21 protein-coding genes and 2 riboswitches are annotated in these 26,740 nt (G+C 58.4%); of the genes, 10 read left to right on the forward strand and 11 right to left on the reverse strand.

Annotated features, from left to right (window positions below):
* Nucleotides 1–45: 45 nt before the first annotated feature.
* Nucleotides 46–1,152: a DUF362 domain-containing protein gene (locus tag GURA_RS02680; RefSeq protein WP_011937463.1), complete on the reverse strand. Its 1,107-nt coding sequence runs from the start codon at nt 1,150–1,152 to the stop codon at nt 46–48.
* Nucleotides 1,153–1,376: 224 nt separating this feature from the next.
* On the opposite strand from GURA_RS02680, the gene GURA_RS02685 reads away from it, so the two are divergent.
* The 5 genes from GURA_RS02685 (at nt 1,377) to GURA_RS02705 (ending at nt 9,825) form a co-directional block, all read left to right on the forward strand.
* Nucleotides 1,377–2,111: a response regulator gene (locus GURA_RS02685; protein ID WP_011937464.1), complete on the forward strand. Its 735-nt coding sequence runs from the start codon at nt 1,377–1,379 to the stop codon at nt 2,109–2,111.
* Nucleotides 2,112–2,736: 625 nt separating this feature from the next.
* Nucleotides 2,737–4,269 (forward strand): efflux transporter outer membrane subunit, encoded by a 1,533-nt coding sequence (locus tag GURA_RS02690; RefSeq protein ID WP_011937465.1) that lies wholly within the window; start codon nt 2,737–2,739, stop codon nt 4,267–4,269.
* Between the two features lie 119 nt (nt 4,270–4,388).
* The gene (locus GURA_RS02695) at nt 4,389–5,519 is read left to right on the forward strand and encodes an efflux RND transporter periplasmic adaptor subunit (RefSeq protein WP_011937466.1); all 1,131 of its coding nucleotides are present in this window, start codon (nt 4,389–4,391) and stop codon (nt 5,517–5,519) included.
* A 198-nt stretch (nt 5,520–5,717) separates the two neighbouring features.
* Complete coding sequence (locus tag GURA_RS02700; protein ID WP_011937467.1) at nt 5,718–8,798, forward strand: efflux RND transporter permease subunit; 3,081 nt, start codon at nt 5,718–5,720, stop codon at nt 8,796–8,798.
* Between the two features lies 1 nt (nt 8,799).
* Nucleotides 8,800–9,825: a hypothetical protein gene (locus tag GURA_RS02705; protein WP_011937468.1), complete on the forward strand. Its 1,026-nt coding sequence runs from the start codon at nt 8,800–8,802 to the stop codon at nt 9,823–9,825.
* Nucleotides 9,826–9,839: 14 nt separating this feature from the next.
* Here GURA_RS02705 and GURA_RS02710 read toward each other — a convergent pair whose 3' ends face one another.
* Entirely contained in the window at nt 9,840–10,637 is a 798-nt protein-coding gene (locus GURA_RS02710; protein ID WP_011937469.1) for an IclR family transcriptional regulator, read from the reverse strand.
* 306 nt (nt 10,638–10,943) lie between these two features.
* Here GURA_RS02710 and GURA_RS02715 point away from each other — a divergent pair, with 306 nt between their 5' ends.
* Together GURA_RS02715 and GURA_RS02720 are read left to right on the forward strand one after the other, a co-directional pair.
* Nucleotides 10,944–11,120 carry a ribbon-helix-helix protein, CopG family gene (locus GURA_RS02715; RefSeq protein WP_011937470.1) on the forward strand — a complete coding sequence of 59 codons (177 nt, stop codon included), beginning with the start codon at nt 10,944–10,946 and terminating at the stop codon, nt 11,118–11,120.
* An 85-nt stretch (nt 11,121–11,205) separates the two neighbouring features.
* The gene (locus tag GURA_RS02720; RefSeq protein WP_041245238.1) at nt 11,206–11,562 is read left to right on the forward strand and encodes a helix-turn-helix domain-containing protein; all 357 of its coding nucleotides are present in this window, start codon (nt 11,206–11,208) and stop codon (nt 11,560–11,562) included.
* A gap of 24 nt (nt 11,563–11,586) precedes the next feature.
* On the opposite strand, the gene GURA_RS22585 is transcribed toward GURA_RS02720, so the two are convergent.
* Both GURA_RS22585 and GURA_RS02730 read right to left on the reverse strand, forming a co-directional pair.
* Complete coding sequence (locus GURA_RS22585) at nt 11,587–13,875, reverse strand: TolC family protein (RefSeq protein ID WP_011937472.1); 2,289 nt, start codon at nt 13,873–13,875, stop codon at nt 11,587–11,589.
* A gap of 121 nt (nt 13,876–13,996) precedes the next feature.
* Nucleotides 13,997–14,545 (reverse strand): c-type cytochrome, encoded by a 549-nt coding sequence (locus GURA_RS02730; protein WP_011937473.1) that lies wholly within the window; start codon nt 14,543–14,545, stop codon nt 13,997–13,999.
* Between the two features lie 249 nt (nt 14,546–14,794).
* Nucleotides 14,795–14,871: riboswitch (cyclic di-GMP riboswitch) on the reverse strand.
* Between the two features lie 127 nt (nt 14,872–14,998).
* Nucleotides 14,999–15,075: riboswitch (cyclic di-GMP riboswitch) on the reverse strand.
* Between the two features lie 109 nt (nt 15,076–15,184).
* Here GURA_RS02730 and GURA_RS02735 point away from each other — a divergent pair.
* Together GURA_RS02735 and GURA_RS02740 are read left to right on the forward strand one after the other, a co-directional pair.
* Nucleotides 15,185–16,192 carry a YihY/virulence factor BrkB family protein gene (locus GURA_RS02735; protein WP_198134512.1) on the forward strand — a complete coding sequence of 336 codons (1,008 nt, stop codon included), beginning with the start codon at nt 15,185–15,187 and terminating at the stop codon, nt 16,190–16,192.
* A gap of 36 nt (nt 16,193–16,228) precedes the next feature.
* Nucleotides 16,229–17,221, forward strand: coding sequence for a nucleoside phosphorylase (locus GURA_RS02740; RefSeq protein WP_011937475.1), 993 nt, complete (start codon nt 16,229–16,231; stop codon nt 17,219–17,221).
* Here the strand turns inward: GURA_RS02740 and GURA_RS02745 are convergent.
* The 4 genes from GURA_RS02745 to GURA_RS02760 all read right to left on the reverse strand — a co-directional run bounded on the left by GURA_RS02745 (nt 17,187) and on the right by GURA_RS02760 (nt 21,841).
* Nucleotides 17,187–18,461 (reverse strand): amidohydrolase family protein, encoded by a 1,275-nt coding sequence (locus tag GURA_RS02745; RefSeq protein ID WP_157046112.1) that lies wholly within the window; start codon nt 18,459–18,461, stop codon nt 17,187–17,189. The two genes, GURA_RS02740 and GURA_RS02745, sit on opposite strands and share 35 nt — an antisense overlap.
* Nucleotides 18,462–18,512: 51 nt before the next feature.
* Nucleotides 18,513–18,968 carry a hypothetical protein gene (locus tag GURA_RS02750; protein ID WP_011937477.1) on the reverse strand — a complete coding sequence of 152 codons (456 nt, stop codon included), beginning with the start codon at nt 18,966–18,968 and terminating at the stop codon, nt 18,513–18,515.
* Nucleotides 18,969–19,229: 261 nt separating this feature from the next.
* The gene (locus GURA_RS02755) at nt 19,230–20,204 is read right to left on the reverse strand and encodes a DUF2950 domain-containing protein (protein WP_049818867.1); all 975 of its coding nucleotides are present in this window, start codon (nt 20,202–20,204) and stop codon (nt 19,230–19,232) included.
* Between the two features lie 350 nt (nt 20,205–20,554).
* A complete protein-coding gene (locus GURA_RS02760; protein WP_011937479.1) occupies nt 20,555–21,841 on the reverse strand; it encodes a DUF3300 domain-containing protein in 1,287 nt (428 codons plus the stop codon).
* A 189-nt stretch (nt 21,842–22,030) separates the two neighbouring features.
* On the opposite strand from GURA_RS02760, the gene GURA_RS22590 reads away from it, so the two are divergent.
* Nucleotides 22,031–23,794: an ATP-binding protein gene (locus GURA_RS22590; RefSeq protein WP_011937480.1), complete on the forward strand. Its 1,764-nt coding sequence runs from the start codon at nt 22,031–22,033 to the stop codon at nt 23,792–23,794.
* Nucleotides 23,795–23,853: 59 nt separating this feature from the next.
* Here the strand turns inward: GURA_RS22590 and GURA_RS02770 are convergent, their stop codons facing one another.
* Genes GURA_RS02770 through GURA_RS02780 form a run of 3 tightly spaced genes read right to left on the reverse strand, consistent with a single transcriptional unit; the run spans nt 23,854 to nt 26,737 of the window.
* Nucleotides 23,854–24,363 (reverse strand): HyaD/HybD family hydrogenase maturation endopeptidase, encoded by a 510-nt coding sequence (locus tag GURA_RS02770; RefSeq protein ID WP_011937481.1) that lies wholly within the window; start codon nt 24,361–24,363, stop codon nt 23,854–23,856.
* Nucleotides 24,364–24,369: 6 nt separating this feature from the next.
* Nucleotides 24,370–25,026: a Ni/Fe-hydrogenase, b-type cytochrome subunit gene (gene cybH / locus GURA_RS02775; protein WP_011937482.1), complete on the reverse strand. Its 657-nt coding sequence runs from the start codon at nt 25,024–25,026 to the stop codon at nt 24,370–24,372.
* Between the two features lie 10 nt (nt 25,027–25,036).
* Nucleotides 25,037–26,737, reverse strand: coding sequence for a nickel-dependent hydrogenase large subunit (locus GURA_RS02780; protein ID WP_011937483.1), 1,701 nt, complete (start codon nt 26,735–26,737; stop codon nt 25,037–25,039).
* Nucleotides 26,738–26,740 lie beyond the last annotated feature (3 nt).

Consider the following 26,740-nt stretch of genomic DNA (forward strand, 5'->3'; position numbering starts at 1 on the left):
TGCACAAAGTGAAAAGGCCGGGCGTTTTGCCCGGCCTTTTCCTTTTCATATCTTCACCAGTTCGTATTTTCTCGTTCCCATCCCGATCTTCTCCGCGTGCTCCAACTGGACTTCCCAATCAATGTCAGGGTGCACCCCGCGGAACTTGTCTCCCCCCGGCTCCAGGCCGCTCGTAAGCGCGGTGTTGGCGTTACCGGGGGCGGCGTTCACCAGGTCGGCGCAGGCCTGGTCGAGGGCCACCGGGTCGGTAGAGGCGCAGATGCCGATGTCGTTGACGATCGGGGCGTCGGCATGGCCGTAGCAGTCGCAGGCTGGCGACACCTGGGTGATGAAGCTGATGAAGATGTTTTTTTGCTCCTTCCCCTTGACCGCCCCTTTGGCAAATTCGCACATCTTCTTCATGACCAGTTCGGACGCCTCGTTCCACTGGACATTGATCGCCTTTTGCAGGCAGGCGGTGATGCAGCGCCCGCACCCTGTGCATTTTTCCGGATCGATGACCGCTTTCCCCTCGATGATAGCAATGGCGTCATGGGCGCACGACTTCAGGCAAATGCCGCAGGCGGTGCAGTACTTTTCCGCCACCTTCGGCGCGACAGTGGAGTGCTGGACCAGTTTCCCCTCCCGGCTGGAGCACCCCATGCCGAGGTTTTTCAGGACACCGCCGAAACCGGTCAGTTCATGGCACTTGAAATGGGAAACCGCCACCAGGGCATCAGCCTCGACGATCTCCCGGCCGATGCTGACCTTGGACAGGAGTTCACCCCCTATTGCCACGTCAACGGCGGAGTGTCCCCTCAGTCCGTCGCTCATGATGAGCGGCGCATTGACCACCGCGTAGGCAAAGCCGTTTTCGATGGCGCAGGCCAGGGCCGAAACCGCTTCCTTCCGTTCGCCGGGGTAGAGGGTTGATGAGTCGGTGAGGAAGGGGCTTCCCTGGCAGGTTTTGACTTCATCCACCACCCGCCGGACGAAGATGGGGCGGACAAAGGTATGATTGCCCCGCTCGCCGAAATGAACCTTGACCGCGACCAGGTCTCCGGCGTTGATGCGTTCCCTTATGCCGCATTGCTGCAGCAGCTTGCCGATCTTGGCAAACAGGTTTTCCTTGTGGCCGGCGCGCATGTCGGCGAAAAAGACTTTGCTTTTCATTGGGGCTCCTTTTTAAAGGCGGTCGGTAGTCGGTAGTCGGTAGTCGATGGTCCTGTTTTTACCGCCGACTGCCGACTATCGACTATCGACCGTTTATAGCTTTGAATACCATAGAACATGGCTATTTTCAATGGCGGGGCCGCTTATGGAAGAAAGTTTTTCTTGCGGTTAGCGGGAAATGTGATATTTATTAGAAAATTATACCGATCTGACGGGGAATGTACATGAAAGAATGCGAAGAGCGCGAACTCTGGATTTTAGGCCTTGGCGAGAAAGTGGAAAGAGGGGCGTTGATTTGCAGTTACCTGGCGGAAGCCGGTTACTGGGCAAGAACGGCGTCACTCTCTGAATTGGCCAAATGCAAGCCCCTGGGGATTTTACTCGATGTTTCCCCATATTCCACGGATGGCTGGGGCACTCTCCTCGATATTAAAAAAAATCCGGAAACCCGTGATATTCCAGTACTTCCGCTCTACCTCAGCCAGGAAGGCAAGGTGGGAGAGGTATTTCCGGTTGCAGGATTTTTTACCCTCCCCATCGACGCTGATTATCTGGCCGAGAGGCTCGCGGTATTGGGCTTAACGGAAGATATCGAAGATTATGACCTGCAGACGCTGGTCATTTCCCGCAAAGGGGAGGAAGCGGTTGCCAAGGCCCTGGGGATGCTCGGTTTCGAGGCGGTCAACGCCTATACGGGCAAGGAAGGTGTGGCGCTGGCGACGATCAGCCATCCTTACCTGATATTCAGCTCCCTCATGCTGCAGGATATGGGGGCCTTCGAAATGCTGGAAAGATTCCGGCTCTATCCGCAGACGCGTAACATCCCTTTTTTCATCCTCTTGAAAGACAACATGAAGGAAGGGGAGCGTAACGCCATGAGCCGCCAGGTGGATCACCTGGTGCGGAAGAAGGTCCTCTCCAAGGAAGAATTCTTGAGCTACCTGCGCCGGCGGATATAGTCGGCGCTCCCCTTTGGTCCCGACGCAAAGCTCAAAAAGGCCACGTCCGTGCGATGTGGCCTTTTTTTATCCTAAGGAACTGTAAACAAATAACATGGGCATCTTGCATCTCATCTTCAGGTCATCTTTAGCCGATCTTCAATCGCCAAATCCTCAACGTAGCCGTGCTACGTCTGCGGTTTAGCTCAATCAGTTCGGCCAAATCCGACCTAAATCTGAGCGCAATTTTGACCATGATATTCATTTACAGCTCCTAAGCCGGCAAAGACGGAACCAAACAAGAAAAAGTCAAGGGCAATAGCGGATAAAATCTGATTTGAACGGATTTACGCGGATTAAACTAAAAAACGGTCCGATGTTAAAAAATCCGTGTAAATCAGTTCAATCCGTATAAATCCGTGTGCTATTGCAGTTCTGTTTTTGCTCAGATTTTGTAAAGAGACTAAAAACGGCCGCTCCCCGCTCCCCGCCCGCCACATATCATCGCCTCCCTTGAACCTTCCCCTGATAGTGATAAATTGATAATGAGGTCCAATGCGACAGCGCTCCGGGGTGACCGCGTTGCGCACGTTGTGGATGAAGCTTTTCGCCGCGGACCATCGTGGGGTGCCGTGGAGCGTGAAACATGACACGTCTTTTGCCCGTGAGAAATGCTGTTGCTGCGGCGGTAGCCGGCGCGGCGCTGGCCGGCTGCACGGTAGGCCCTGATTTCCGGCCGCCCGAGGCGCCGCGGACGGACAATTATACATCGACTGCATTGCCGGCGCAGACGGCCGCCGCGGAGGGTAATGGCGGCGCAGCGCAGCGCTTCGCCATCGGCCGGGAGATTCCCGGCCAGTGGTGGGCGCTCTTTCATTCCGCGGCCTTGGATCGCTTGATCAGTCAGGCCATTGCAGACAGTCCGACCCTGGCGACGATCCAGGCGACGCTCCGTCAGGCGCAGGAAAACCTGCGTGCCAGGACCGGTACGGAGTATTCGCCGAGTCTGGACGCAAACTTTTCGGCCGTGCGGCAAAAAATCTCAGGCGTCGCGTTCGGTCAGCCGGATCTTGCCAACAGCACCTTCAGCCTCTTTAACGCCTCGGTGAAAGTCTCGTACGCACTCGATATTTTCGGCGGCGGACGGCGCGAACTGGAGGCACTGCGTTCCCAGGTCGACTACCAGCGTTATCAGCTTGAGGGAGCCTATCTCGCGCTCACCGCCAACATTGTCACCACGGCGGTGAAAGAGGCCTCTTTGCGGGCACAGATCCGGGCGACGCAAAATATATTGGCGAACCAGGAGCAGCAACTGGAAGTGGTCGAACGCCAGTTCCAGCTCGGCGGGGTCGCACGTACCGATGTTCTTGCCCAGCGAACCCGGCTTGCACAGACGCGGGCGACCCTCCCTCCCCTGGAGAAGGCGCTCGCCCAGACGCGCCATCTGTTGGCAGTGCTGGCCGGAAGGTTCCCCAGTGATGCGGGGCTTCCCGAGTTCGACCTGGATGGGTTGCAGTTGCCGCAGGAGCTGCCGGTAAGCCTGCCGTCGGCACTGGTCCGCCAGCGCCCCGACATCCGTGCAGCCGAAGAACTGATGCATGCCGCCGGCGCCCAGGTCGGCGTGGCCACGGCAAACCTCTATCCGCAGATCACCATCAGCGGCAGCCTGGGGTCGGAGTCGGGAAGGATTACCGACCTGTTCGGCAGCGGGACTTCCATCTGGGGTCTTGGCGCAGGGTTGTTGCAGCCACTTTCCCATGGCGGTGAACTTACCGCCAAGCGCCGCGCCGCCATTGCCGCTTACGATCAGTCGGCGGCCCAGTATCGCTCCACCGTTTTGCAGGCGTTGCAGAACGTGGCCGATGTGCTGCGGGCACTGGATGATGACGCCCGTACGCTCAAGGCACAGGCGGATGCCGAAACGTCCGCTCGCGATACCTTCGACCTTACCCGGCAGCAGTTCCAGCTCGGTGCAGTGAACTATCTCTCCCTTCTCGATGCCGAGCGTCAGTATCAGCAGGCGCAAATCAGCCTGGTGCAGGCGCAGGCCGCGCGCTTTGCCGACACCGCCGCACTGTTCCAGGCGCTTGGCGGCGGCTGGTGGAACCGCTCGGCGGAGGGCGGAGCAGCCCCTCATCCGCCCTTTGCCCGCCCTCGCATTGAGAATGAGGAAAAATGAAACGCATACATGCGTAGGGGCGCAGGGCCTGCGCCCTGTCGGCAGTACGGATGAACCTCGACAAGGGCGGACGCCGTCCGCCCCTACGCGACGCCAAACCTCACATGGAGAAGCCTTTGATGACCAAGCGGATGTTACTCATGCTGGCGGCAGTCGCCCTTTTGTTCGGCGGCATTTTCGGCTACCAGGCTTTCCAGGCGCGGATGGCGAAGAAATCCATGGCTGCCGGCCAGGCGCCGCTCATGACGGTAACCACGATCACGGCCAAGTCTCTCCCCTGGCAGCCTCAACTCAAAGCGGTGGGAAGCCTGCGTGCCGTGCGCGGCGTCGACGTCACCTGCGAAATCGCCGGCCTGGTGCGGTCGGTGCAGTTCAGGTCGGGGAACGATGTGAAGGCGGGGCAGTTGCTGGTGCAGCTCAACGCCGATGCCGACGTCGCCTTGTTGCGATCCCTCCGGGCGGCGGCCGATCTGGCAAGTACCGTCTATATCCGCGATATAAAGCAGTTTGCCGTAAAGGGGGTAAGCCAGGCGACGCTGGACGCCGACGCTGCCGATCTCAAGGTGAAGCAGGCCCAGGTAGCGCAGCAGGAGGCTTTGGTCGACAAAAAGATTATTCGCGCCCCCTTTACCGGTCGGCTCGGCATCACAACCGTCAACCCGGGCCAGTACCTGAACCCGGGGGACAAGATCGTCACCCTGCAAGCGCTCGATGCAATCTATGCCGATTTTTACCTTCCCCAGCAGGAGCTGGCGAGCATCGCCCTCGGCCAGACGGTGGCCGTCACTACCGACTCCTACCCCGGCCGCATCTTCAGCGGCAGGATCACCGCCGTCAACCCGCGGGTGGACCCGGAGACGCGCAATTTCCAGGTAGAGGCGACCATCGCCAATCCCCGTCACGTGCTTTTGCCGGGTATGTACGTCACGGTCGAGGTCCGGGCCGGAGCCGGGCAAAACTTCCTGACGTTGCCACAGACGGCGGTGACCTTCAACCCATACGGGGAGACCATCTATATCGTCGAGGAAAAGGGGCAAAGGCCGGACGGCAAACCGCTCCTGATCGCCAGGCAGACCTTTGTTACCGTAGGCCCCACCCGCGGCGACCAGGTGGCTATCCTCACCGGGGTGAAGGATGGGGAAGAGGTGGTCACCAGCGGCCAGTTGAAGCTGAAGAACGGCAGTCCGGTGATCGTCGACAACCGGATCCAGCCAAGTAATAATGCCGCTCCCCGGCCGATGGACGAGTGAAAATCCACCACACTTCCCCCCCCCTCACTCTAGCCCTCTCCTTTAGGCCCGCAATATGGGTCCACAAGGGGCGAGGGGACTTTAAAGCTCCCCTCCCTTGATGGGAGGGGGTGGGGGAGGGGGCTCTGTGTCTGGTTCAAAGATTAAAGCTCTTCTCCGTGTCTCCGTGGTGATGGGTTATTTGGAATAAGGCACCCTATGCACTTTACCGACATTTTCATACGCCGCCCGGTGCTGGCCACAGTGGTCAGCCTGCTGATCCTGGTGCTGGGGCTCCGCTCCATGGGGGTGCTCAAGGTCCGCGAGTATCCTGAGACCCAAAATGCGGTCGTTACCGTAGCCACCACCTATACCGGCGCCGACCCGGCCCTTGTGGCCGGCTTCATCACTACGCCGCTGGAAAACTCCATTGCACAGGCCAACGGCATCGACTATCTCACTTCGGCGAGCATCCAGAGCCAGAGCACGATCCAGGCGTACCTGCGCCTCAACTATGACCCGAACAAGGCGCTGACCGAGATCAACACGAAGGTCAACGCCGTGCTCAACCAGTTGCCGAAAGATACGCAGCAGCCGGTAATCACCGTGGCCATCGGCGAGGCCATCGATTCCATGTACATCGGCTTTTACAGCAAGGTGCTCCCCACCAACAAGATCACCGACTATCTGATCCGGGTGGTGCAGCCGAAGCTTCAGGCCGTGGAAGGTGTGCAGACCGCCGAGGTCCTCGGCCAGCGCCGGTTCGCCCTGAGGGCATGGCTCGATCCGGTAAAAATGGCGGCCTTCGGCGTTACCGCCGGCGACGTGAGCACCGCGCTTGCCAACAACGACTTCATCTCCGCAGTTGGACGCACCAAGGGGCAGATGGTGACCGTCGACCTTATAGCCACGACGAATCTTCACTCGGTCGACGAGTTCCGAAACATGGTGCTGAAGAGCGCCAACGGCGCCATCGTCCGTCTCGGCAACGTGGCCAGCGTCACGCTCGGCTCCGAAAACTACGATACTGCGGTCGGTTTCGACGGCGAGAGCGCCGTCTACATCGGCATCAAGGTGGCGCCGACCGCCAACCTGCTCACGGTAATCGACGGGGTGCGCAAGGTGTTCCCGGTGGTCGAGCAACAGCTACCCGAAGGGCTCTCCGGCCGTATCGTCTACGACGCCACAAAGTACGTGAACAGTTCGATTCACGAGGTGATCACTACCCTGCTCGAAGCGCTCGCGATCGTTACCCTGGTGATCTTCCTCGTCCTCGGCTCGTTGCGGTCGGTGATCATCCCGACCATCGCCATGCCGCTGTCGCTGATCGGCGCATTCTTCATCATGCTGCTCATGGGCTATACCATCAACCTGCTGACTTTGCTGGCGCTGGTACTGGCGATCGGCCTCGTGGTCGACGATGCGATCATCGTCGTGGAGAACGTGCACCGCCACATGGAAAACGGTATGGCGCCCATGGAGGCGTCGATTCAGGGTGCACGCGAGCTGGCCGGGCCGATTATCGCCATTTCGGTGGTGCTGGTTGCGGTCTACGTCCCCATCGGCTTCATGGGAGGGCTCACCGGTGCGCTCTTCACCGAGTTCGCCTATACCCTGGCCGGGGCGGTGGCGGTTTCGGCGGTCATCGCCCTCACGCTGTCGCCGATGATGTGTTCGCGCTCCCTCAAGTCGTTCGACCATGGCGCTCAGAGCCGTTTCGTGCAATTCATCGACGGCCGGTTCGCCTTGTTGCGCCGCGGCTACGAACGGCTTCTCGCCGGAGCCCTCAACTATCTGCCCGTGACCGTCGTCTTTGCCGTGATCATCCTGGCCAGCAACTACTTCCTCTATGCCAACGCCAAGAGCGAGCTGGCGCCCCAGGAGGACCAGGGCTATTTTCTTTCGCTCATCACTGCCGCCCCAAATGCCACGCTCGAACAGACGCAGCTCAATTCGCGCCAGGTGTACCGGACCTTTGCCGGCTATCCTGAATGCGACCATGTCTTTCAGCTGGACGGCATCACCGGCCTCAACTCGGGACTCGCCGGTATGGTCCTGAAACCTTGGGAGGAGCGCAAACGCACGGTCATGCAGATCTACCCGGACGTGCAGATGCGCCTGTTCGGCATCGCCGGAGTGCGGGCGGTCGCGTTCCAGCCGTCTCCCTTGCCCGGCAGCGGCGGCGGCCTGCCGGTGCAGTTCGTGGTCGGCACCACCGAACCCTTCGAGCGGTTGAACGAGGTCTCCCAGGCGCTGATGGCCAAGGCCTACGCCAGCGGCATGTTCGCTTTCATCGACACCGACCTGAAGATCGATAAGCCGCAAGTTACCGTGGAGATAGATCGCGACAAGGCCGCCCAGCTGGGGCTGACCATGCGAGACGTGGGCGACGTGCTGGGAGCGATGCTGGGGGAAGGATACGTCAACTACTTCGACCTGGCCGGCCGCTCCTACAAGGTAATCCCCCAGGTGATGCAGCGGGAGCGGCTCAACGCCGCGCAGCTGCGGGATTACTACCTTACCACCGCCGGCGGCGTCTCGATCCCGCTCGCAACCATCGCCCAGCTCAAGACGACTGTTGTGCCGGAGTCCCTCAACCACTTTCAGCAGCTCAACTCGGCGACCATCTCCGGGGTGCCGGTCCCCGGCGTTACCCTGGGCCAGGCCCTGGAGACCCTCAATGGAATTGCCAAAGACGTGATGCCGCAAGGGTACGGCATCGATTACGCAGGCCAGTTGCGGCAGTACGTGCAGGAGTCGAGTGCGCTTCTGGTTACCTTCTTCTTCGCCCTGATCATCATCTTCCTGTCACTGGCCGCGCTGTTCGAAAGCTTCCGCGATCCGTTCACCGTCCTTATCAGCGTGCCCATGTCGATCTGCGGGGCGATGATCTTCATCAGCCTCGGGGTGGGGGGCGCCAGTCTCAACATCTATACAGAGGTGGGTCTGGTGACGCTGATCGGCCTGATCAGCAAACACGGCATACTGATCGTCCAGTTTGCCAACGACCTGCAGCGGGAAGGGAAGGGGAAACGCGAGGCTGTTGAGCTTGCCGCCGCCATCCGCCTGCGGCCGATCCTGATGACCACAGCGGCGATGGTGCTGGGGGTGTTGCCGCTGGTGACCGCCTCCGGCGCCGGAGCCGTTGGGCGCTTCAATATGGGGCTGGTGATCATGACCGGCATTGCCATCGGCACTCTGTTCACCCTGTTCGTAGTGCCGGCCATGTATATGTTACTCGCGGCGGAGCACGCCGGGCAAAATCCGGCAAAAATACCGGAAACGAAAGGAGATCATTGACATGAAAAGAGTTATCTTCGGGGAGGCAAGGGTATTCGTGGTCAGCCTGCTTCTGCTCCTGATGCCGGCAATGGTCTTTGCCCAAGCGGGACAGATAAAGCCGGGCGCGCCGCCGATCGAACAACCGTTGGTCAGTGAAGGCGACTTCGCAGTAAGGCTGGGGTCGGCACTGGCCGTGACAACGACCGATGATGAGGTCGAGGCAGAGAGCCGGCTCGGCGAACTGGGCATTGCGCCACGGAACGGGTGGATCGCCGATTACCCGGTTACGCCCGATATTATCGTCGAGTTGCAGAATTCGCTGGTTGAGGCTGTGGCGTCCGGCAAGCTGTTGTTGAGCAAGGACGAGGCACATAAGAAGTTGTCCGATGTTGTTGCAGAGTTCGGCTTGGCACTCAAGCCATATACTGCCGGCGCAATCTACGAACCCACCCCCGCCAGTTGCGAGAATTACCCGAATCCCGCAGTGGTGGAGAAAAGTTATACCAGTGAAGGTGCGCCGGTCGTCACGTACTACTGTCCACCGCCGGACTACTACAGCCTGTATGCCTGGGTCCCTTATCCGTTCTGGTGGTCCGATTTATGGTTTCCCGGATTTTTTATCCTCCATGATTTCCATAGGGTGGTCCACGTGCATCGGAAAGTGTCGGTCATCACCAACCACTTCAACGACGTCAGAACTCACCGGGTTTTCCGGGTCGATCCGGTGGAGAGATCCAGGGGGAAAACATTCGCAGGCATAGGTGTGACGCGGCCTAAGGATTATATCCAGACGGGGGTGCCGAGAGGTGAAAGGACCATTTTCAACGCTCCCCGTGCACTGAAGATGCCCGCCGGCGGAGCTGCTACCCCGCCTGTTCGCGGCGGAGAAAGGGTCAGCCCGGTCCTTCGCGGGGGGGAAAAGATCGCCCCGGCCCCTCGGGGCGGCGAAAGGATCACCCCTCCTTCCGGTGGTGTAAGGATCAGCCCCCCTTCCGGTGGCGTAAGGACCAGTCCCCCTTCCGGTGGCGGGAGGGAACGAAGATAGTAGATTTACATCCGTTATGCGTGGCGGTCGAGGGCTTCTTTGACGTTGGTGACGAGGTTGAGGAGGCGCGGACCGATGTCGTCTTCGAGCATGTGCCGACGCAGCTGGAAGGCTGCGCCGACACAGCTGAAGACGAGGATGCGGGAACCGTCGGTGGGGACGAGGGGGGTGGCAACGGCGTGGACGTCCTTTTTCCAGTCGCCGAGGGAGAGGCAGAACCCCAGTTCCGCATAGTCCTTGAGGGCCTGCTCGATGCCGGCGTTTATCCTCGGCCAGTCGGCTTCGTTGCGAAGCCGGATTTGCTCCATGAGGCTTGCCCGTTCCGCCTCCGGCAGGGCACAGAGGAGCGCTCGTCCCATGGAGGTGGTGGCAATGGGTATCTGCGAGCCGACTCCGAGGGTCAGGGTGACCATGGCGCTGCTCCGGTAAGCTTCCACGTAGAGCATGTTGAGCCGGTCCTGAACGCCGATGGTAACCGAGGCCTGGGCGTATTCGCCCAACTCCTGCATGAAGGGGCGGGCGATGCGACGGACGTCCAGGTTTGCGAGGAATGAGTAGCCGAGGGCAAGTACGGCTGAGTCGAGATAGTACTTGCCGAACTTCTCCGAGTAACTCAGGTAGCCGAGCTTGGTCAGCGTATAGGTGAGGCGGGAGACCGTCGGTTTCGGCAGACCGGTGCGTGCGGCGATCTCCTGGTTGCCGAGAAGCCTGTCTCCCGGCTTGAAGCAGCGCAGTACCTCCAGCCCCCGCTCCAAGGCGCGGATCGACTGTCGATCGTTCTCTTCACCGCTGGCAGTATTCTCCTTTCCCATAAACAAACCCCCCCAATGTTTCACTCTGCGAAATTGTCGGTAGATTTGCATAAGCGTTAAGAGATGTCAAACAGTATTTACATCGAACATATGTTTCGCCGTGCGAAATTAATGGCTGACGCCGCCTATTTTTCGGTGTGATTCCTACGAGCGAAGCCAGAACCATACAGGATGAGATGTATACTGTGATAATTAAAAAAAAATCAGAAAAAATATGTTTACACAATCCGCAGATGGCGCTATAAAACTAGTGAATTTAGAAATACAGTTTCGCAGAGCGAAATTATCGGTGTATGAGGTCATGACATGGGTGCCAGGAAAAAGAAACCACGTTACAACGTCGTGTCGTTGCGGATCAGTAATGATGAGAAGCAAGAACTCGACAAGGTCGCCAGGCTGTCAAACCGGAACATCTCCGAAGTTATGCGTGAGGCGGTAGGGCTCATCCAGGTAAAGCTCGAAAAGGGGGAGCTGTTTCAGTAGTCAAGCTGAGCGACATCGGCTGTTATGGCGGGACTCGATTCCTTGGGCCGGTGCGATTACTATTCTATGTATGTGGAGAGACAAAATGCTTAAAGCAAAACGCGTGCAAACGGTTGAGACAAGCGAAAAGACCTTGGAACTTCTCGAGATACTGGCGGCCGGGGGGGAGGGACTTCATATCGGTGCTCTGGCAGACAAGCTGCAGATCAGCAGCAAAAAGGTTCTTCTTCTCCTCGTTACCCTGGAATGCCATGGGATGGTTACGTGGGACGATCGGAGCAGGAAATACCGGACAGGCGGAAGAAGCGAGGCGTTGGCGCGCCAAATACTGAACCAGCCTGAAGTCAGGAAGACCGATTCGGCGGCGGTTGTTTCTCAAAAGTCGAGTCAGTCAAAGGTAAGGAGCAAGAGGCAGATTTCCCTGTCGCCTCCCCTGCCTTAAGAGAGGAGATGGGAAATGGCTTCTTTACTTGCCGTTTTCTATGACGACCGGCTTCAGTCCCTGTTTTTCCAGCTTCGCCGCCTCGTTCATGGCTGCCTCACGTGTCGGGAAGCTGCCGGCGGTAAGCAGGGACGTTGGAACGGATACGGATATATTCTTCATGCTTAACTTTATGCCGAGGGCGGCAAGCCGCTCCAGTTCCTTTGCCGCATACTTCCGATTGACGTAAGACCCGGCATAGACGCTGTACTTTCCTGCTCCGCTTTTGATAATGAGTCCTTTGGCGTTGACGCTGCGCAGCTTGTCAAGCTCTTTCCGGGCCGACTCCCGATCTGGAAATTCCCCGATGTAGAGACCTAGCATCGGTTCCTTTTTCGTTGGGCCCTTTTTCACCACCGGCGACAGGCCGGCGCGTTGTACTTTTTTCTTGGCATTCGCCAATGCCGATTTCACCGTATACTCTCCAACCTTAATCGTGTATTTCCCGGTTGCCGCAGCATTCTCCGCCTTGCCGGCAAAGACCGTCGCCTGCTCTCCAGCGACCATTCCGGCAGCTTCCTTTTCGCCTTCTTTCGTCTGGGCGCTCACCTTATCGGCAGAGTCCTTCCGGGAAGCCTTCACTTCTCCTTGCTCTTTTTCAGCTTTTGTCGTGATGCGGCCACCGTTTACCTGCATCTCACTGTCGGGCAGAGCGACCTTTCCGTCGCTGACTGGTGCGGCCGGCATATCCGTGCTTCCGGGCTTTTTGCTTTCCCCGGCGTCAGTGGACACGGCGCGCTCTGGAGCCGGTGTCGGCATCTTCTCATTCGCGAGATCTGCCGGATGTGACGTGTCGATATGAACGCCCAGGCGGTCGAGAAGTTTTCCCGTGTCTCGCCAGAGCTTTGTTACCGCATTTGCAAACGTTTCAACCGCATCCAGCTGTGCATTTCGGGCAGAAATCAGGTCGTTTTCCGCATTGAGAACGTCTTGAACCGTGGTCGTGCCTGCCTTGTGGTTCTTCCGGTACTCATCGAGGCGCTGCTCGGCGAATTGCAGAGACTTGTCGGCCATCTGCATCTGTAACCGTGCCGACAAAAGCGCCCGCATGTCCGCCTCGACATCGTTACGGATTTTCCACGCAAGTGCCTTGACCTGGTTTTGCACCTGTTCTGCCCTGATTTTGCTCTTGCGATAATCGTTTATGGCGCTGGTATTGCCGAGCGGAACGCTGAATAGCATGCCGACCGACCAGAAACTGCCCGGGCGGTCTCCGATCTGTTGGAAGCTGTTGCCTATGCTGCCTCCGGTTCCGGTAAGACCTCCGCTGGCAGTGACGGAGAGGTCGGGGAGCGATTGATGCCTTGCGACCCGCTCCTGTAACTGGCTTGAAGTCAGGGTCAATTGCAGCTGCTTCAGGTCTGGCCGGAACTCCAACGCATCCTTCACCGCCTGATCTTCCGTTTCCTGCGGTTCGAGCCTGGACGGAGGATCGACGGGGATTAATTGAGTTTTCGGTTCCATGCCGATGAGGTAACGAAGGCTTGCCTCCTGGTCTCTGACGTTTCGTTCTGCTTCGACGAGGTCCTTCCGCCGCTGGGCAATGGCGAATTCCGCATTGGCTATTTCCATGTTTTGGAGCGGTGCCGGCTTTATCTGGTTCCTTATCTCGTCCAGGAAGTTCTGCGCCGAATTCAAGGCCGTCAGTCTCGACTCCAGGACCTGCCGTAACGCATAGAGATGATTGTATGAGGTGATGACTGCGAGAACGGTGTCGGAGATGACGAGACGTAATCGTTCCAGGGAGTCCTGATGTGCACTGGCGGCCAACGTGATGCTCACTTCTGTTGTCTCCTTGCCTGAATTTTTCAGAAGCGGCTGAGTAACGGTGATTCCCACTGACGACTGCCAATCTTTCGTGGATGTCCCGGAGTCTTCGACTTCGGCGTTCGTGAAGCCGGTCTGGGTCGATGCGGCGATACTACCCCCTGTCGGGATATACTGAGTCAAACCGATGGAAGCAAGTCCGCTCGTGGTCTTGAAGAACGGGTCTCCCGGAACGGCCGACACTCCACCGGTGGCCGAGACACTGAAGAAGGGATTATAGAACCCCCTGCTCCTGGCAACGTCCGTCTCAGCCATTGAGGAATTGAGGGCCTCTACCCGCAAATCGATATTTTTACGGAGCGCCATCTCCACTGCGAATCCCCGCGAAAGGTTTACCTTTTCAGGAACAATGTCGCAGTGGCCTTTTCCGGCTGCGAGGAAGATAATTCCGAATACGATTGCCCTTAAGGTCTTGGGAACAGGGAGACCCGTTGCATGTTTGGCCATAAAAAATCCCCTCCAAACCATAAATGGTCTAAAGGGGATTATATCAATTTAATAAGTTATATCAAATTTGCGCGTCGCCTTGTCACTAGAGTGAAGGCGTGTCAAGGTGCCTCCAGTAAGATCAGTACTGGGAAATGGCGGTGATTTGGGCAGCTGTCAGGGATTTGAGGGAGCCCATGCCGCCTATGTTGTTGTTGATGGCGCTCTGGGTCGCAGAAGCGGACTTGCCGCGTTTTCCCTGGCCGTGACACCCGGCGCAGTACTGGGCGTAGAGTGCGGCGCCGTCAAGAGCCGGAGCTGGTGCCGGAGCTGGTGCCGGAGCTGGAGCTGGTGCTGGAGCTGGTGCTGGAGCAGGTGCTGGAGCAGGTGCTGGAGTCGGAGCAGGTTTCGGAGCCGGAGCCGGAGCAGGTGCCGGAGTCGGTTTCGGGGCCGGAGCCGGTACTGGCGCAGGAGTCGGCCTAGGGGTTCTGCGGCGCTCCCTCTCCTTCTTCTCCTTCTTCTCCTTCTCTTCCTTCTCCTTCTTCTCTTTCTCTTCCTTCTCCTTCTTCTCCTTCAGCACTTTCTGTATTTTGGTTGCGTAGTTGTCGTCTGCATAGCCGGAAGGGATTACCGTTGCTTGTGCGAATGCCAGAGCCAGAAATAATACCGCCATTTTCATCGTTTTTGTCATTTTTGTTACTCCTTGTTTTTTGGTTTTGTCATCTTTGAAACTTTGTTGCTGCTATGTACTTCCTGATGTTACTTTGCTCGTGATCTTGGTGATCAGTTTATGCTGCCTGTTTGCCCTCCAAGTGAATTCACGAGACCGGATATCAATGCAATCCTGCCGATTCCATCTGCTTGTGTACCTCCTTTGAGTGATCTTCGTGTCGCAGCTCCCTGGGCACAAAAAAAGCCGGGTCGCCGATATCAGGTGATATTCGGCGACCCGGCTGTCTTCATGAGACCCTATAGGCTTTCCGTCCCATCCTCACGGATGGTTTAGTATTATCGTTTTCCCTGTTTCCATGTGTTGCTGATCGTTACCCTAACGCAATACTGCCTTTGTGCACCTCCTTTGCGTGATCTTCGTGTCGCAGCTCCCTGGGCACAAAAAAAGCCGGGTCGCCGATATCAGGTGATATTCGGCGACCCGGCTGTCTTCATGAGACCCTGTAGGCTTTCCGTCCCATCCTCGCGGATGGTTTAGTATTATCGTCTTCCCCGTTTCAATGCTTCTATGTGTCGGTGATGATCACCCTACCTCAAAAACACGCTCGGATATGTGATTTTGATCACATTTTAGCCATGTTTCGATTATGATTGTCTAATGGCGGGAAACGAGAGGGTGTTCCGGGATGGCCGCAGTTCAGCAGCATTATTGACTTTCCAGCGCATGAGGTTAGACTTTGACGAAAACACCGGCTTTTCTAATTCCATGACCAACAAACAGCAAACACCACATCGGACGTCGGTCCGGCTCTTCGGCTTCCTGCTGAGTGTCGTGCGGGACTTCAGACGTAATCAGGGCTTTCTCCTGTCCGGCGCTGTCGCCTATTATACCCTGTTGTCGGTCGTCCCCATGTCAATCCTCGCCTTGACCGCCCTGTCGCATGTCATCGGCGAGGATGAGCTGGTACACACCCTGGCAACGTACCTGGAACTGGTGATACCCGGCTATGCGGCGACTCTTACGGAACAGGTGCGGGTGTTTGTCGAGAACCGCCAGGTGATCGGTTCCATCGGCTTTCTCGTCATGCTGTTTTTCAGCTCCATAGCCTTTACCGTCCTGGAAAACGCCATATCGGTGATTTTTTATCACCATGTCCTGACTAAACGCCGCAAATTTATTGTTTCCGCACTTATTCCGTTTCTTTATATCTCTGCCTTGGCTGTGGGCATCGTGCTGGTGTCGGTTATCGTCGGAGCGGTAGAGACGCTTGAAAACAGGCATCTGATCATGTTCGGCCGGAGTCTGAGCCTTGCCGGCACTACCAGGGTTGCGCTGTATGTCCTGGGGATAGGCGGTGAGATGCTGATGCTGACCTCCTTCTATCTGGTCATGCCCGTTGTGCGTATCACGTTCCGTCACGCGGTAATCGGCGGGATAATCACGACGGTTTTATGGGAGATCGCCCGCCGGGTGCTGGTCTGGTATTATGCCTCCCTTTCCATGGTGAACGTAATCTATGGTTCCATTGCCACGGTCGTGGTGACCCTGCTCAGCATCGAGGTCTCGGCGTTGATCCTCCTGCTGGGGGCCCAGGTTATTGCGGAGCTTGAGCGCACAACCGGCGAACTGTCCAGGGAGGAAAAACCGCCCGGTTTTGAGACATGATGTTCCGCGATATTTTATATCTTTGCAAGGACTATTATGGAAAAACCATTATCCCCGGACGATCTGCCGATTGTGAACGGCAGGATCTATCACCTCGATCTCGCCCCGGAGGAGCTGGCGCGGGACGTGATCCTCGTCGGTGATCCCGACCGGGTGCCGCTATTGGCCGACGAACTCCTGGCGGAACGGGAAGCTGACCGCTTCCATCGCGGGTTTCGCACCATCACCGGCGTTGCCCGCGAGACGGAGATGCGCGTTTCCATCGTCACCTCGGGAATCGGCGCGCCGTCCACCGAGATCGTTCTCAACGAGCTTGCCGCTCTCAATGAAATCGACTTCAGCACCCTGACCCGAAAGGAATCGTTCGAGCCTCTCAACATCGTCCGTGTCGGGACGTCCGGCGGACTCAACCCGGCAACGCCGCTCGGCGCACTGGTGTTGACCGACTACGTGATTGGTCTCGACAACACGGGGCTTTTCTACGATGTCCCGCTCCCCGACGCTGCCTGCGCCTACCTCGAGGAGCAGGCGAGGACGGTCCTCGACCGGGCTGCGCAGCCGGGGGCGCGGTTCGGCGGGACGCTCGCGCCGTATGCGGCGCGGGCCGACCGGGACCTTTTGACAGCACTTGAGCAGGAGGCGGCAGAGCTCGGCATAACCCATGTGCGGGGGATCACTATCTCCAGTCCCGGTTTTTTCGCCGAGCAGGGGAGGGGGGTGGCACGGATCGGTTCCACCGTACCCGGTCTGCTCGATGCACTCGAACGGCTGGAGAGCGGCCGGCTCAACCTCTACGTCGAGAACCTGGAGATGGAGGCGGGGGTTGTCCTCCATTTCCTGGGGGGGCTCGGCTATCGGGCGGCTGCGGTCTGCGCAGTGATCAACAAACGCAATGAAAAGGCTTTCATGGCCGACTACCGCCGGCAGGTGTGTGCCGGGGCACGGATCGCGCTGCGGGCGTTCCGGCGGCTCAGGCCCGAAGCCGGCCCCCAGCTCATGGCTGGACGGGGAACTTGGCGGGAATCATAAATACCGACGGTGGGAAGCGCCGGCCGGTTTCCGGATGGCGGATGGTCCGCTTGAGGACGAAGTCGAAGAGAAGCGGGTTGTAGCGGTAGATCTCGTCGAGGGCGCGCCGCTCTTCCGCGGTGATGAAGCCGCTGCGGAAGAGGCTGCCGGTCATGACGAGGAAATTGATCGCCGGGAGGGGGTAGTCGCTCCCGTTGACGAGACGGGGGTGGAGGTCGTCCCGCTCCAGCAGGGTCTTCAGCGCATCATCGGAATGATTGAAGAACGTCACCCCCGCGATCTCTCCGTAGAGAAGCCCCCGGTACTTAGGCTCCTCCATGAGGCGCAGGAAGAGGTCGAAGCTTGGGACCGTCTCCTTTTCCGGGCTTTCCAGGTCGACATGCTTGCCGTAACTGGCGCTGTGGAGCGCTACCACGGTCACCCCCATGTCGAGCGGCTTGCGCAGAAGAAGCGGATTCCCCAGCTCCTGGTGTTCTCCCGAAAAAACGGCCAGTTCCTCCCCCGTGTGGGCGAGGAGGACCATCCCGTATTCCCGCATTTTCCGGTAAAACGGCTCCGTCAGCGGGCTGGACGGGTCGATCCCCTGGGAGGTCGAAAGCCACTTGACGTAGCGGCACCCCTTCCGCGCCCATCTCTCCAGTTCCCGGACGGCGTCCGGCCGGTATGGGTGGACGGAGATGACCGGCACGAAGAGTTCAGGATAGTGTTCGGCCAGGGAAAAAATGTAGTCGTTGGGAACATGGAAGGGGGTTGACGCAGGGTCGAAGGTGCCGTCCGGCCGGTAGTGCCGGTCCATGGCGCAGATGAAGCAGCGGCCGTGCCCCTTGATGTTCCGGACGAGGTCGACGAGGCGCTCAACGTACTGCTCGCTGACCCGCTCACTGTCGCTGATCCCCGAGGCGCTCAGGTAGGCCCGGTACTGAAGCATCCTGAAAGGGTGGAGCCACGAGCGGGTGGTGGGGCTGACCCACGGGCCGTTCTGGTCCGGTCCGTCGCCGAAGACGTGGACGTGGAAATCGGTCAGCCGGGCGGAATCGATTCCCTCGAATGCTTTCGCGATCAGTTCGTGGGCCGCGGGTGTGAGCGCCGCATCCATCTCGGCCGGCTTGCCGGCAAAATTCCCCGCTCCCCAGTCGATGAGCGTTCCGCACCCGCCGAGCAGGGTGGCCAGGAAGAGCATCATCGCCCACGAGGCACGCATGACGGGCATATTCGCTAGTCCGACCCATGGAGCAGCCAACGCTTTTCCTCCGTTTCTTTCAGTCCGTAAAGCCGCAGTACCTATCGACCGTCACGGCAAGGATTCGAAATTGCCGAAGTAGGGAACGTCGCCGTATTGCCTGAATGCCGGTGGTTCTTCCGCCAGCCAGTAGATATAGGTAAAACGGACGTGCGTCGGTGCAAAATCGGGTGAGGGACGGAACTCCATCCGGAACGGCTCGGATCTGCCCGGGGGGATGTAGGTAGGAAAATCGGCGTAGGTTTCCCTGGCGAGGATCTTGCGTCGTTCATCCGTGAGCCGGACGGTCAATTCCAGGTCGCGCAGGTAATAGCTCCGCCGGTTCGTGACCGTCCCCGCCAAACTGACCATCTGGCCGGTACGCTCCGCCTGCCAGGCAATCTCTACATCATAGTAGCTGAAGTGGTGGGGGGAGAAGGACGGGTTTTTGTCCAGTTCCTTGTGGTAGACGCTGCAAGCAGCCGTCGCGAGGAGAAGCAACAGGACGAGAGCACATTGTTTTATCATGGTCTTTCCTTCCGGCTCGCGAAAAACGGCACTTCTGCCACAGAGACACGGAGAAATCACAGAGAAAATAAAACTGAATTTACCGCAAAGGACCAAAAGGGTCTAAATGCCTAACATGCCGATATCGCAAAGGAAACCAGACGCTAACAGGGTTAGTTGGCGTTCTTTGTGGCTTTGCGGGAGACTGCTTTTTAATAAATCTCCGTGTCTCTGTGACTCTATGGCAAAACTGCTTTTTGAATTCGGGACATGAACTGCCGGTCACTGTTCTTCCACCAACTTCCAGCGCAGGTCCGGGTTGTACGACTTCATCCTGCGGGCGATCTCGGCGGTTTTCGGCCCCAGGTTTTTCTGGTAGACCCGGCCCCGCTGGCTGACGATGAAGGTCATTACCCCCGACACCCCCCATCGTGCCGGGTAGGCGACCAGCGCATGGCCCGCCACCATATTGCCGTTGATGACGTAGCTGAACCTGCCACCGGGGGCGCTCGGCCCCTGCCGCTTGAGGATACGGAAATAGTAGCCGTGGAATGGGCGGGGGCCGCTCTCGCCCGGATTGCGCTTCTGCATGTACCCCTGTTCCCTCGCCCTGGCGACCAGCGGGCCGAGCGGGCTCTCCTTCTCGCCGGCTGCCGTCGGCCAGTAGAGGCCGTCCCGTTTCCCCGCTCTGCTGATCATGTGCTGGGCGTACTTGGGTACCTGGACGCCGTCCGGCTCCGGCATGGTGTAGTATTCCCGCTGCGCTTCCACGTATGCACGGCAGGCATTGATGGCGAGCAGCTCGTTGCGGCCGATGCGCCGGGTGAGGATCTCCTCGCGCCCTGCCTCGGTGTCGAACCGCCAGGTGACCCCTTTTTTGACGATCGGCACGGGAAAGGGCCATTTATTGCCGCCGATGTGGAGGGCCGCCTTTGCTTCCCCTTCCTTGACCAGCTCGACACCTTCCTGCACATGGCGGGCAAAATGGTCGAATTCGGCAGCCTGTTCCACAGGGTCGCCCGGCCCAAGCTCACGGGAAACCGGGCCAAAAATCGCTCTCAGGGCGGCATGGTCCTTTGCCTGGACCGCAGTGATCAGGGCCTGGCGGGCCTCCTCGGCCGAGTTGAACACCCGTTGCGTTGGTTCGGACTGAATGGCAAAGCTGCCGGACGGGATTGTCGCCATTACCAGCATTATGGCTGCCATCAGGCATAAACCCGTGCCATGCCCCACAATTCTACCTATATTTTTCATCATACCTGAGTTCCTTTCTCGATCAAGGGGGCACACCGGACGTGCCGCCGTTGAAGAGCCTAGCGCCATGTAACACTTATTTTTGCGGATAACCCCTCTAAATCTCCCCTTATCTAAGGGGAGACTTCAAGGCTTCCCCCCTTAGGTAAGGGGGGACTGAGGGGGGTTAGATTCAGATGTTACAGTGTACTAGGAGCCTGTCGGACTTAGGAATGAATCTACTGCGAGAAGGAAAATCGGTCCATATTTCCGGAAATTTTCGACAAATAGGTCCACTATTCGCTCTCAAATTTCCGAAAATCTGTCCTCGATTTGCCATTCTCTCGCTACGATTCCCTAAGTCCGACAGACTCCTAGCGCCTCTGCCGTTGTTCTCCTCTGCCAGGGGTGGCCGGAGCCGCCTGCCGGGGCGCTTGCCGCACGGCAGGTCGCGGTGCAGACTGCCTGACGCCGGAAGCAGCCGGGCGTTGCACGGGTGCGGGACGCTGCGCAGGAACGGGCCGTGCAGCGCCAGCAGGCCGCCCGACCTGCACCGGCTGCTGCCGGTTATACTGACGCATGTTTTCCCTGCTGGTCTGACCGCGTTCACGGTATGTCTTGACGTCCCTGCTGCTGCCGTAGCCGCCATAGCCGGAATAGGGCGCGGGCTGCGCCCCCCGCGGCTCTCGCCCCCGATAGACGTCTTGCCGGGTCACCGGGGCGGCCGGTCGAGGCGCTGGAGCGGTCGGGCGTGGCTGAACTCCCTGAGTCACGCCCCTGTCGCGCGGACGTTGTTCCCCCCCTTGTGGCAAAGGACTGCCGGTGCGTTCGCGACGGGATTGCACGTCGCGGCGGATTTCGTTACGGAAGCGTGTCGTATCGTGCTGCTCCACCCGCCGGTTGACGTTGATCACCCGGTAATTGTTGTTTATGTATATGCGGTTCCGGTCATGGATATGCGGCCGGGCCCGGCTGATCCAGCCGCCGCCTTGCCAGCCATGGTAGTAGACACGGTGCCGATTCCAGTCGCAATCGCGGTTCAGCCAGGCGCCGATCGTGAAGCCGATGCCGAAGGTAATGAAGCCGTAGGAGGGGTAGGGGCTCTCCACATACACCACCATGGGGTCGTACACAGGGACGTAGATCACCTCGGGTTCAGCCGGTACGATCCTGATGATCTCCCTTTCGACGACGACCTGTTGCTGGGGGGTGGAGGTAAGGTTGCCCGCAGCTTCCGCCTCGGCGCGCAGTCGCTGTATGGCGTCCATGACGTCCTGCTGCTGGTTGATGAAGGCCTGCCCCAGGGATACGGTCCAGTCGTACTTCTGGTCCATCATGTAAAGCACGTCGGGATAGTGGGCCACTGCCTTGACACTTACGTCCCACGGCTGGTCGTCGATCCGCGCATATTTCCCATACTGCCTGGCATAACGCGCCGCTTCGTCGATCTGGTCGATGAAGGTTGCGGCAGGCAGTATCTGGGCTATCAGCGGGTCCGGGTAGAGGGCAATGGGCGCGAGCAGATCGTCGAGCTCATCCGGGGTGAAGAGGGTGTCGCCGTACACTACTGGCTGCTGGTCGTCTTCGGCCCACGACGCCTGCCCGGTGAGGAGGCACAGGGCAAAAAGTGCGGCCCGTATCGTGAGCAGAATTCTTTTCATTGGTCTCTCCATGGGGGTTCGGCTGGCGAGCTGTCTACCTCTTCAGTGTAGCAGAAACTCGCGGAGCGACAAGCCGGCAATGAAATGTCATAGGGCCCGCACAGTGCGAATAAATTTGCACTAATAAAATTGTTTTTATATACTTCGAAAGTTGCATTCCATTCTGTCCTGATCGCACGAGGCGGTGCCATGATCGCAAAACCCGAACTGATCCGAATGCGGATTCTTGTCCCTACCGGCTGTGCCATATTGCTCATCCTGGTTGGGGCGATGGTAAGCATCTACTTGCTGCAGCGGCAGGAAGTGATGATTTCCGCCAACCAAAAGACAGCAGCAGTTCAGCACAACTTCCAGCAGCAACTGCTGCACGAGGAAGAACTCCTCGGCGGCCTTCTCGAGTTAATCGCGGACGATAGGCGATTGGCGCATCTCTGGCAGCAGAAGGATCGTGCCGGTCTTTTACGATACAGTAAGCTCCTTTTCGAGCGTTTACGCGGACGGGCCCGCATAACCCAATTCTATTTCATCACCCCTGACCGCACCTGTTTTCTCCGGGTCCACCTGCCGTCAAAATACGGCGACCGCATTGACCTCATTACCCTCGACAAGGCGGTACGCACCAACACGACTGCCGGTGGGCTGGAACTTGGCCCATACGGTCTGTTCACCTTTCGTATGGTAAAGCCGTGGATGGTGAACGGCCGGCTGGTCGGCTACATAGAGCTTGGCGTGGAGATCGACCATTTCCTCCAGCAGATCGAGCAAGCCAATCATGTCAAGCTCATGTTCGCCGTCGACAAACAGCTCCTCTCCAGGGACAATTGGGAGGAGGGACAGCGGATGGTGGGGCATCGGCCGGAGTGGAACCGTTTCGATAAAATAGTCTTCAGCAATCCAGATCATTCCTCGTTGTTTTTCAACCTTGATCGTGGCCTCAGCTTCACCGGAACCAGCGCCGGTCGGCAGTTGTTTTATGCAGCAGCAGATGGCCGAAGCTACGTCTACGGTCTCGTTCCGCAGAAAGACGTCAGCGAACGGGTCAATGGCGGTTTCGTAGTCTTCAACGACATTACCCTTTCCAGGCATAAGCTGCGTTTGCTGGCACTCGAACTCACTGCCTTCTCCGTCATCGTGGCAGGCATCCTTTTCGTCATATTCAATGCCTATGTCAGGCGTATCCAAAATGGGATCATTGCCGCCAGGACCGAACTTACCAATGAGGTCGACGAACACAAACAGACCGCCATGGCGCTTGCCAGGGCCAAAGAGGAAAGCGATGCGGCAAACCGTGACCTTCATGCCTTCAGCTATTCCGTGACACACGACCTGCGAGCCCCTCTAACCGTGATCAACGGCTATTGCGAGGCTATTCTGGAGGGGTACGCCTCCAGGCTCGATGCGCAGGGTATGGAGTATCTCCGCACCATCAGCAGCAGTTGCATGCGCATGAACAAATTCATCGACGCAATTCTCATCTTCTCCCTGGCCGGTCAGGAGGAGATTCGCCGGGAACCTGTCAACCTGAGCGAACTTGCCCGACTCATCATGGCCGAGCTCAACTTTAACGAGACGGCCCGGCAACTCACCTGGACGATAGCCGATGGACTCACAACGAGCGGCGACCCCCTCCTTCTTCGGACCGTGCTGGATAACCTCCTTGGCAACGCCTGGAAATTTACCGGCAAAAAAACGCAGTCGGTGATCGAGTTTGGCGTCACCGAACGCGCCGGTGAGCGGGTCTTTTTTGTCCGCGACAACGGAGCGGGATTCGCTATGGAACGGGCGGCGGAACTGTTCGTCCCATTCACGCGCCTCCACGACCGACATGAGTTCGTCGGCAGCGGAATCGGCCTGGCCACAGTTCATAAGATCATCACCCGCCATGGCGGCCGTATCTGGGCTGAGAGTGCCCCGGGCGAGGGGGCGACGTTTTTCTTCACCATTCCGGACTGATAAGGGAAAATACGAAGGGATTTGAATTATATCTGTTCGTCTGTGTGTAACAGCTTTTTTCAGGATAAATGAAGGGAAGGGGTGATGGACGGACCTTGGCAAAGATCCGCTTGCACCCCCCAGTTTGCCAGTTCAGTCAGAACGTTTTCCGTAAGTTGAGCGACCTGTTCCGCAACGACAGGGGACAATTCCATCCCCATTTCAATGCACTCCGGCTGTACTCCCCACAGCACCATCTCAGCAGGGTCGAAACCCTGCAACGATGCCACCGTCAGCAGATCCTTGAGCCCCATCTGGTGAGGGGACACCTTTGTCTCCAGCGCCAGCGGGATATCGTCGCCGGAAAGCCTGAGCAGAGTTCCGGGTGCGCCGCCGGTTTCAACAGCGTCGACCACGAGAAGCCTTTCCACTCCTTCAAGTTTCGGCAGCAGATCAAGCCCCAGCGTACCGCCGTCCAGAAGCGTGACTTTTTCCGGAAAGCGGTAGCGCTCCTGCAGAAGCTGCACAACCCTGACCCCGACACCATCATCGGACATGATCAGGTTTCCTATTCCGAGTACCAGAACCATCGGTGTTCACTCCCTCTCGCGCACGGCCTTGTAGCCGCCGAAAATGCTCGACATGACGCCCCCGCGCTCCTTCACGTCCATCAGCCAGGCGCTGTAGATGTGGTGGATGGCGAAGGCGATCAGGAACCACATGATCATGTGGTGGGTGAGGCGGATATCCTGGTTGGAGAAAAGGGTCAGCAGCCAGCCGAACGCCATGTGCATAACGGAATGGGGGGCGCGTTCAGAGTAGAGGGCGAAGCCGGTCAGTATCATCACCAGGTAGAGCAAGAATACCACGGAATAGGCAGCTCCTGCCAGTGCATTGTGACCGACGGTGTGTGGAGCTTTTTTGCTCATGAAGGTGTAATAACGGAAGGTGTCCAGCATCCGCCGGCGCCCCTCGGCGGTGACTATGGGGAAAAACTCCTGCCAGGATGCATACTTGTTGCCGACAAATGACCAGTAGACGCGACCCATGACGCTGATCGCAAAGGCGTAGGCGGCTACGAAATGCACAAAGCGCACCCATCCCATCGCGTATTGGGAGGTGCTCAGGGCCAGCGTCTTCGGCGAGCCGATGAAGATGCCGGTAACGGAAAGGGTGATGATGGCGAGAAAGTTTACCCAATGGGTGGCACGTACCGGCACCTCCCATACATATTTTTCATACAGGTTTCCCATGGCATGCCTCCTAGAGCACGTTGACTTTCACCATTTCGTTGCCGCTTGCATCGAAAACATGGACAGCGCAGGCAAGGCAGGGGTCGAATGAGTGAATGGTCCTGAGGATCTCCAGCGGCTTATTGGGGTCTGCCAGCGGAGTGCCGACCAGCGCCGCCTCGTAGGGGCCCCTGAGCCCTTTCGCATCACGGGGGGAGGCGTTCCAGGTGGAGGGTACCACCGCCTGGTAGTTGAGTATTTTTTGGTCCTTGATCTTGATCCAGTGCCCCAGCGCTCCGCGCGGTGCCTCATGCCAGCCGTAACCTGCCGCTTCGGCGGGCCAGGTGGCGGGATCCCACTTCTCGTTGTTGTGGACCTTGTAATCTCCTTTGCCGATATTGTCGATGAGCTGGTCGAGCCATTTCGGCGTTTCCTGGGCGATCAGGAGGCAGTCGATGCCACGTGCCGCGGTACGCCCCAACGTGGAGAAGAGTGCCTCGGGTCCGACTCCCAGTTTATGCAGGACGCCGTCCACCGCGCCTTTGACCTCTTTGTGTCCTGACGCGTAGGCGACCAGCAGCCGGGCCAGCGGACCGACTTCCATCGGCTGGTCCTCATACCGCGGCGCCTTGACCCAGGAGTATTTGCCGTCGGTGTCCAGGTTCTTGAAGGGAGGTTTCGGGCCGCTATACTTGTGCTCCGACTCCCCTTCCCATGGATGAAGACCCTTGCCGGCTCCGCCGGAATATTCATACCAGGAGTGGTCCACATACTCGGTGACCTTTTCGTGGCTGACAGGGATGACTTTGGACAGGTCCTTACCCATGATGGCTCCTGAAGGCATCCAGAGCTGGCCACTGCCGGGCTGGGGGAAGTCGCCGTAAGAGAGGAAATTGCCGACTCCGCCGCCGATGCCTGCCCACTCCTTGTAGAAGGATGCCACCGCCAGGAGATCCGGGATGTAGACCTTTTCCACGAACTCCCTGGCCTTGGCGAGGAGCCGCTTGATCTCCATCAGCTTGTCGGCGTTGAGGGCGTTCTGGGAATCGGGATCGATGGCGATCGCCATGCCGCCTACCAGGAAAGTCTGAGGATGGGGATTCTTGCTTCCCAGGATGGCGTGTATCTTGATGACGTCCTTTTGCCACTCCAGTGCCTCCAGGTAGTGGGCGGTGGCCATCAGGTTCGCCTCGGGGGGAAGTCTGTAGGCCGGGTGCCCCCAGTAGGCGTTGGCGAAGGGGCCGAGACGCCCCTTGGCGACGAAGGCCTTCAGCTTCTCCTGCACCCCTCTGAAGTAGGTGGCGGAGTTTAGGGGCCAGTCGGAAATGGAGGCTGCCAGGGCGGCAGTCTTGGCCGGATCGGCCTTGAGCCCCGAGGTGATGTCCACCCAGTCCAGGGCGTGGAGGTGGTAGAAGTGGATCACGTGGTCCTGGACGTTCTGGATGCCGATGATGATGTTTCTGATCAGCTCGGCATTGGCAGGGATCTTGATGTTGAGGGCGTTCTCCACGGCGCGGATCGAGGCAATGGAATGCACCGTGGTGCAGACGCCGCAGAACCGCTGGGTAAAGAACCAGGCGTCGCGTGGGTCCCTGGTCTTGAGGATTTTTTCAATGCCGCGGAACATGGTACTGCTGCTCCAGGCGTCGGAAACCTTTCCGTTATTCACCTCTGCTTCGATACGGAGATGTCCTTCTATCCTGGTAATTGGGTCGATAACGATCTTGGCCATGCA

It is taken from the genome of Geotalea uraniireducens Rf4 (assembly GCF_000016745.1).
Classification (GTDB): Bacteria; Desulfobacterota; Desulfuromonadia; order Geobacterales; family Geobacteraceae; genus Geotalea; species Geotalea uraniireducens.

What these genes read in the sequence shown, in the direction of transcription:
- GURA_RS02730 (WP_011937473.1), bottom strand. Translation starts at nt 14,545, where the DNA reads ATGACAAAAACGATGAAAATGGCGGTATTATTTCTGGCTCTGGCATTC.
- GURA_RS02715 (WP_011937470.1), top strand. Translation starts at nt 10,944, where the DNA reads ATGGGTGCCAGGAAAAAGAAACCACGTTACAACGTCGTGTCGTTGCGG.
- cybH (WP_011937482.1), bottom strand. Translation starts at nt 25,026, where the DNA reads ATGGGAAACCTGTATGAAAAATATGTATGGGAGGTGCCGGTACGTGCC.
- GURA_RS02710 (WP_011937469.1), bottom strand. Translation starts at nt 10,637, where the DNA reads ATGGGAAAGGAGAATACTGCCAGCGGTGAAGAGAACGATCGACAGTCG.
- GURA_RS02680 (WP_011937463.1), bottom strand. Translation starts at nt 1,152, where the DNA reads ATGAAAAGCAAAGTCTTTTTCGCCGACATGCGCGCCGGCCACAAGGAA.
- GURA_RS22585 (WP_011937472.1), bottom strand. Translation starts at nt 13,875, where the DNA reads ATGGCCAAACATGCAACGGGTCTCCCTGTTCCCAAGACCTTAAGGGCA.
- GURA_RS02690 (WP_011937465.1), top strand. Translation starts at nt 2,737, where the DNA reads ATGACACGTCTTTTGCCCGTGAGAAATGCTGTTGCTGCGGCGGTAGCC.
- GURA_RS02780 (WP_011937483.1), bottom strand. Translation starts at nt 26,737, where the DNA reads ATGGCCAAGATCGTTATCGACCCAATTACCAGGATAGAAGGACATCTC.
- GURA_RS02700 (WP_011937467.1), top strand. Translation starts at nt 5,718, where the DNA reads ATGCACTTTACCGACATTTTCATACGCCGCCCGGTGCTGGCCACAGTG.
- GURA_RS02735 (WP_198134512.1), top strand. Translation starts at nt 15,185, where the DNA reads ATGGCGGGAAACGAGAGGGTGTTCCGGGATGGCCGCAGTTCAGCAGCA.
- GURA_RS02740 (WP_011937475.1), top strand. Translation starts at nt 16,229, where the DNA reads ATGGAAAAACCATTATCCCCGGACGATCTGCCGATTGTGAACGGCAGG.
- GURA_RS02770 (WP_011937481.1), bottom strand. Translation starts at nt 24,363, where the DNA reads ATGGTTCTGGTACTCGGAATAGGAAACCTGATCATGTCCGATGATGGT.
- GURA_RS02755 (WP_049818867.1), bottom strand. Translation starts at nt 20,204, where the DNA reads ATGATGAAAAATATAGGTAGAATTGTGGGGCATGGCACGGGTTTATGC.
- GURA_RS02720 (WP_041245238.1), top strand. Translation starts at nt 11,206, where the DNA reads ATGCTTAAAGCAAAACGCGTGCAAACGGTTGAGACAAGCGAAAAGACC.
- GURA_RS02695 (WP_011937466.1), top strand. Translation starts at nt 4,389, where the DNA reads ATGACCAAGCGGATGTTACTCATGCTGGCGGCAGTCGCCCTTTTGTTC.
- GURA_RS02750 (WP_011937477.1), bottom strand. Translation starts at nt 18,968, where the DNA reads ATGATAAAACAATGTGCTCTCGTCCTGTTGCTTCTCCTCGCGACGGCT.
- GURA_RS02685 (WP_011937464.1), top strand. Translation starts at nt 1,377, where the DNA reads ATGAAAGAATGCGAAGAGCGCGAACTCTGGATTTTAGGCCTTGGCGAG.
- GURA_RS02705 (WP_011937468.1), top strand. Translation starts at nt 8,800, where the DNA reads ATGAAAAGAGTTATCTTCGGGGAGGCAAGGGTATTCGTGGTCAGCCTG.
- GURA_RS02760 (WP_011937479.1), bottom strand. Translation starts at nt 21,841, where the DNA reads ATGAAAAGAATTCTGCTCACGATACGGGCCGCACTTTTTGCCCTGTGC.
- GURA_RS22590 (WP_011937480.1), top strand. Translation starts at nt 22,031, where the DNA reads ATGATCGCAAAACCCGAACTGATCCGAATGCGGATTCTTGTCCCTACC.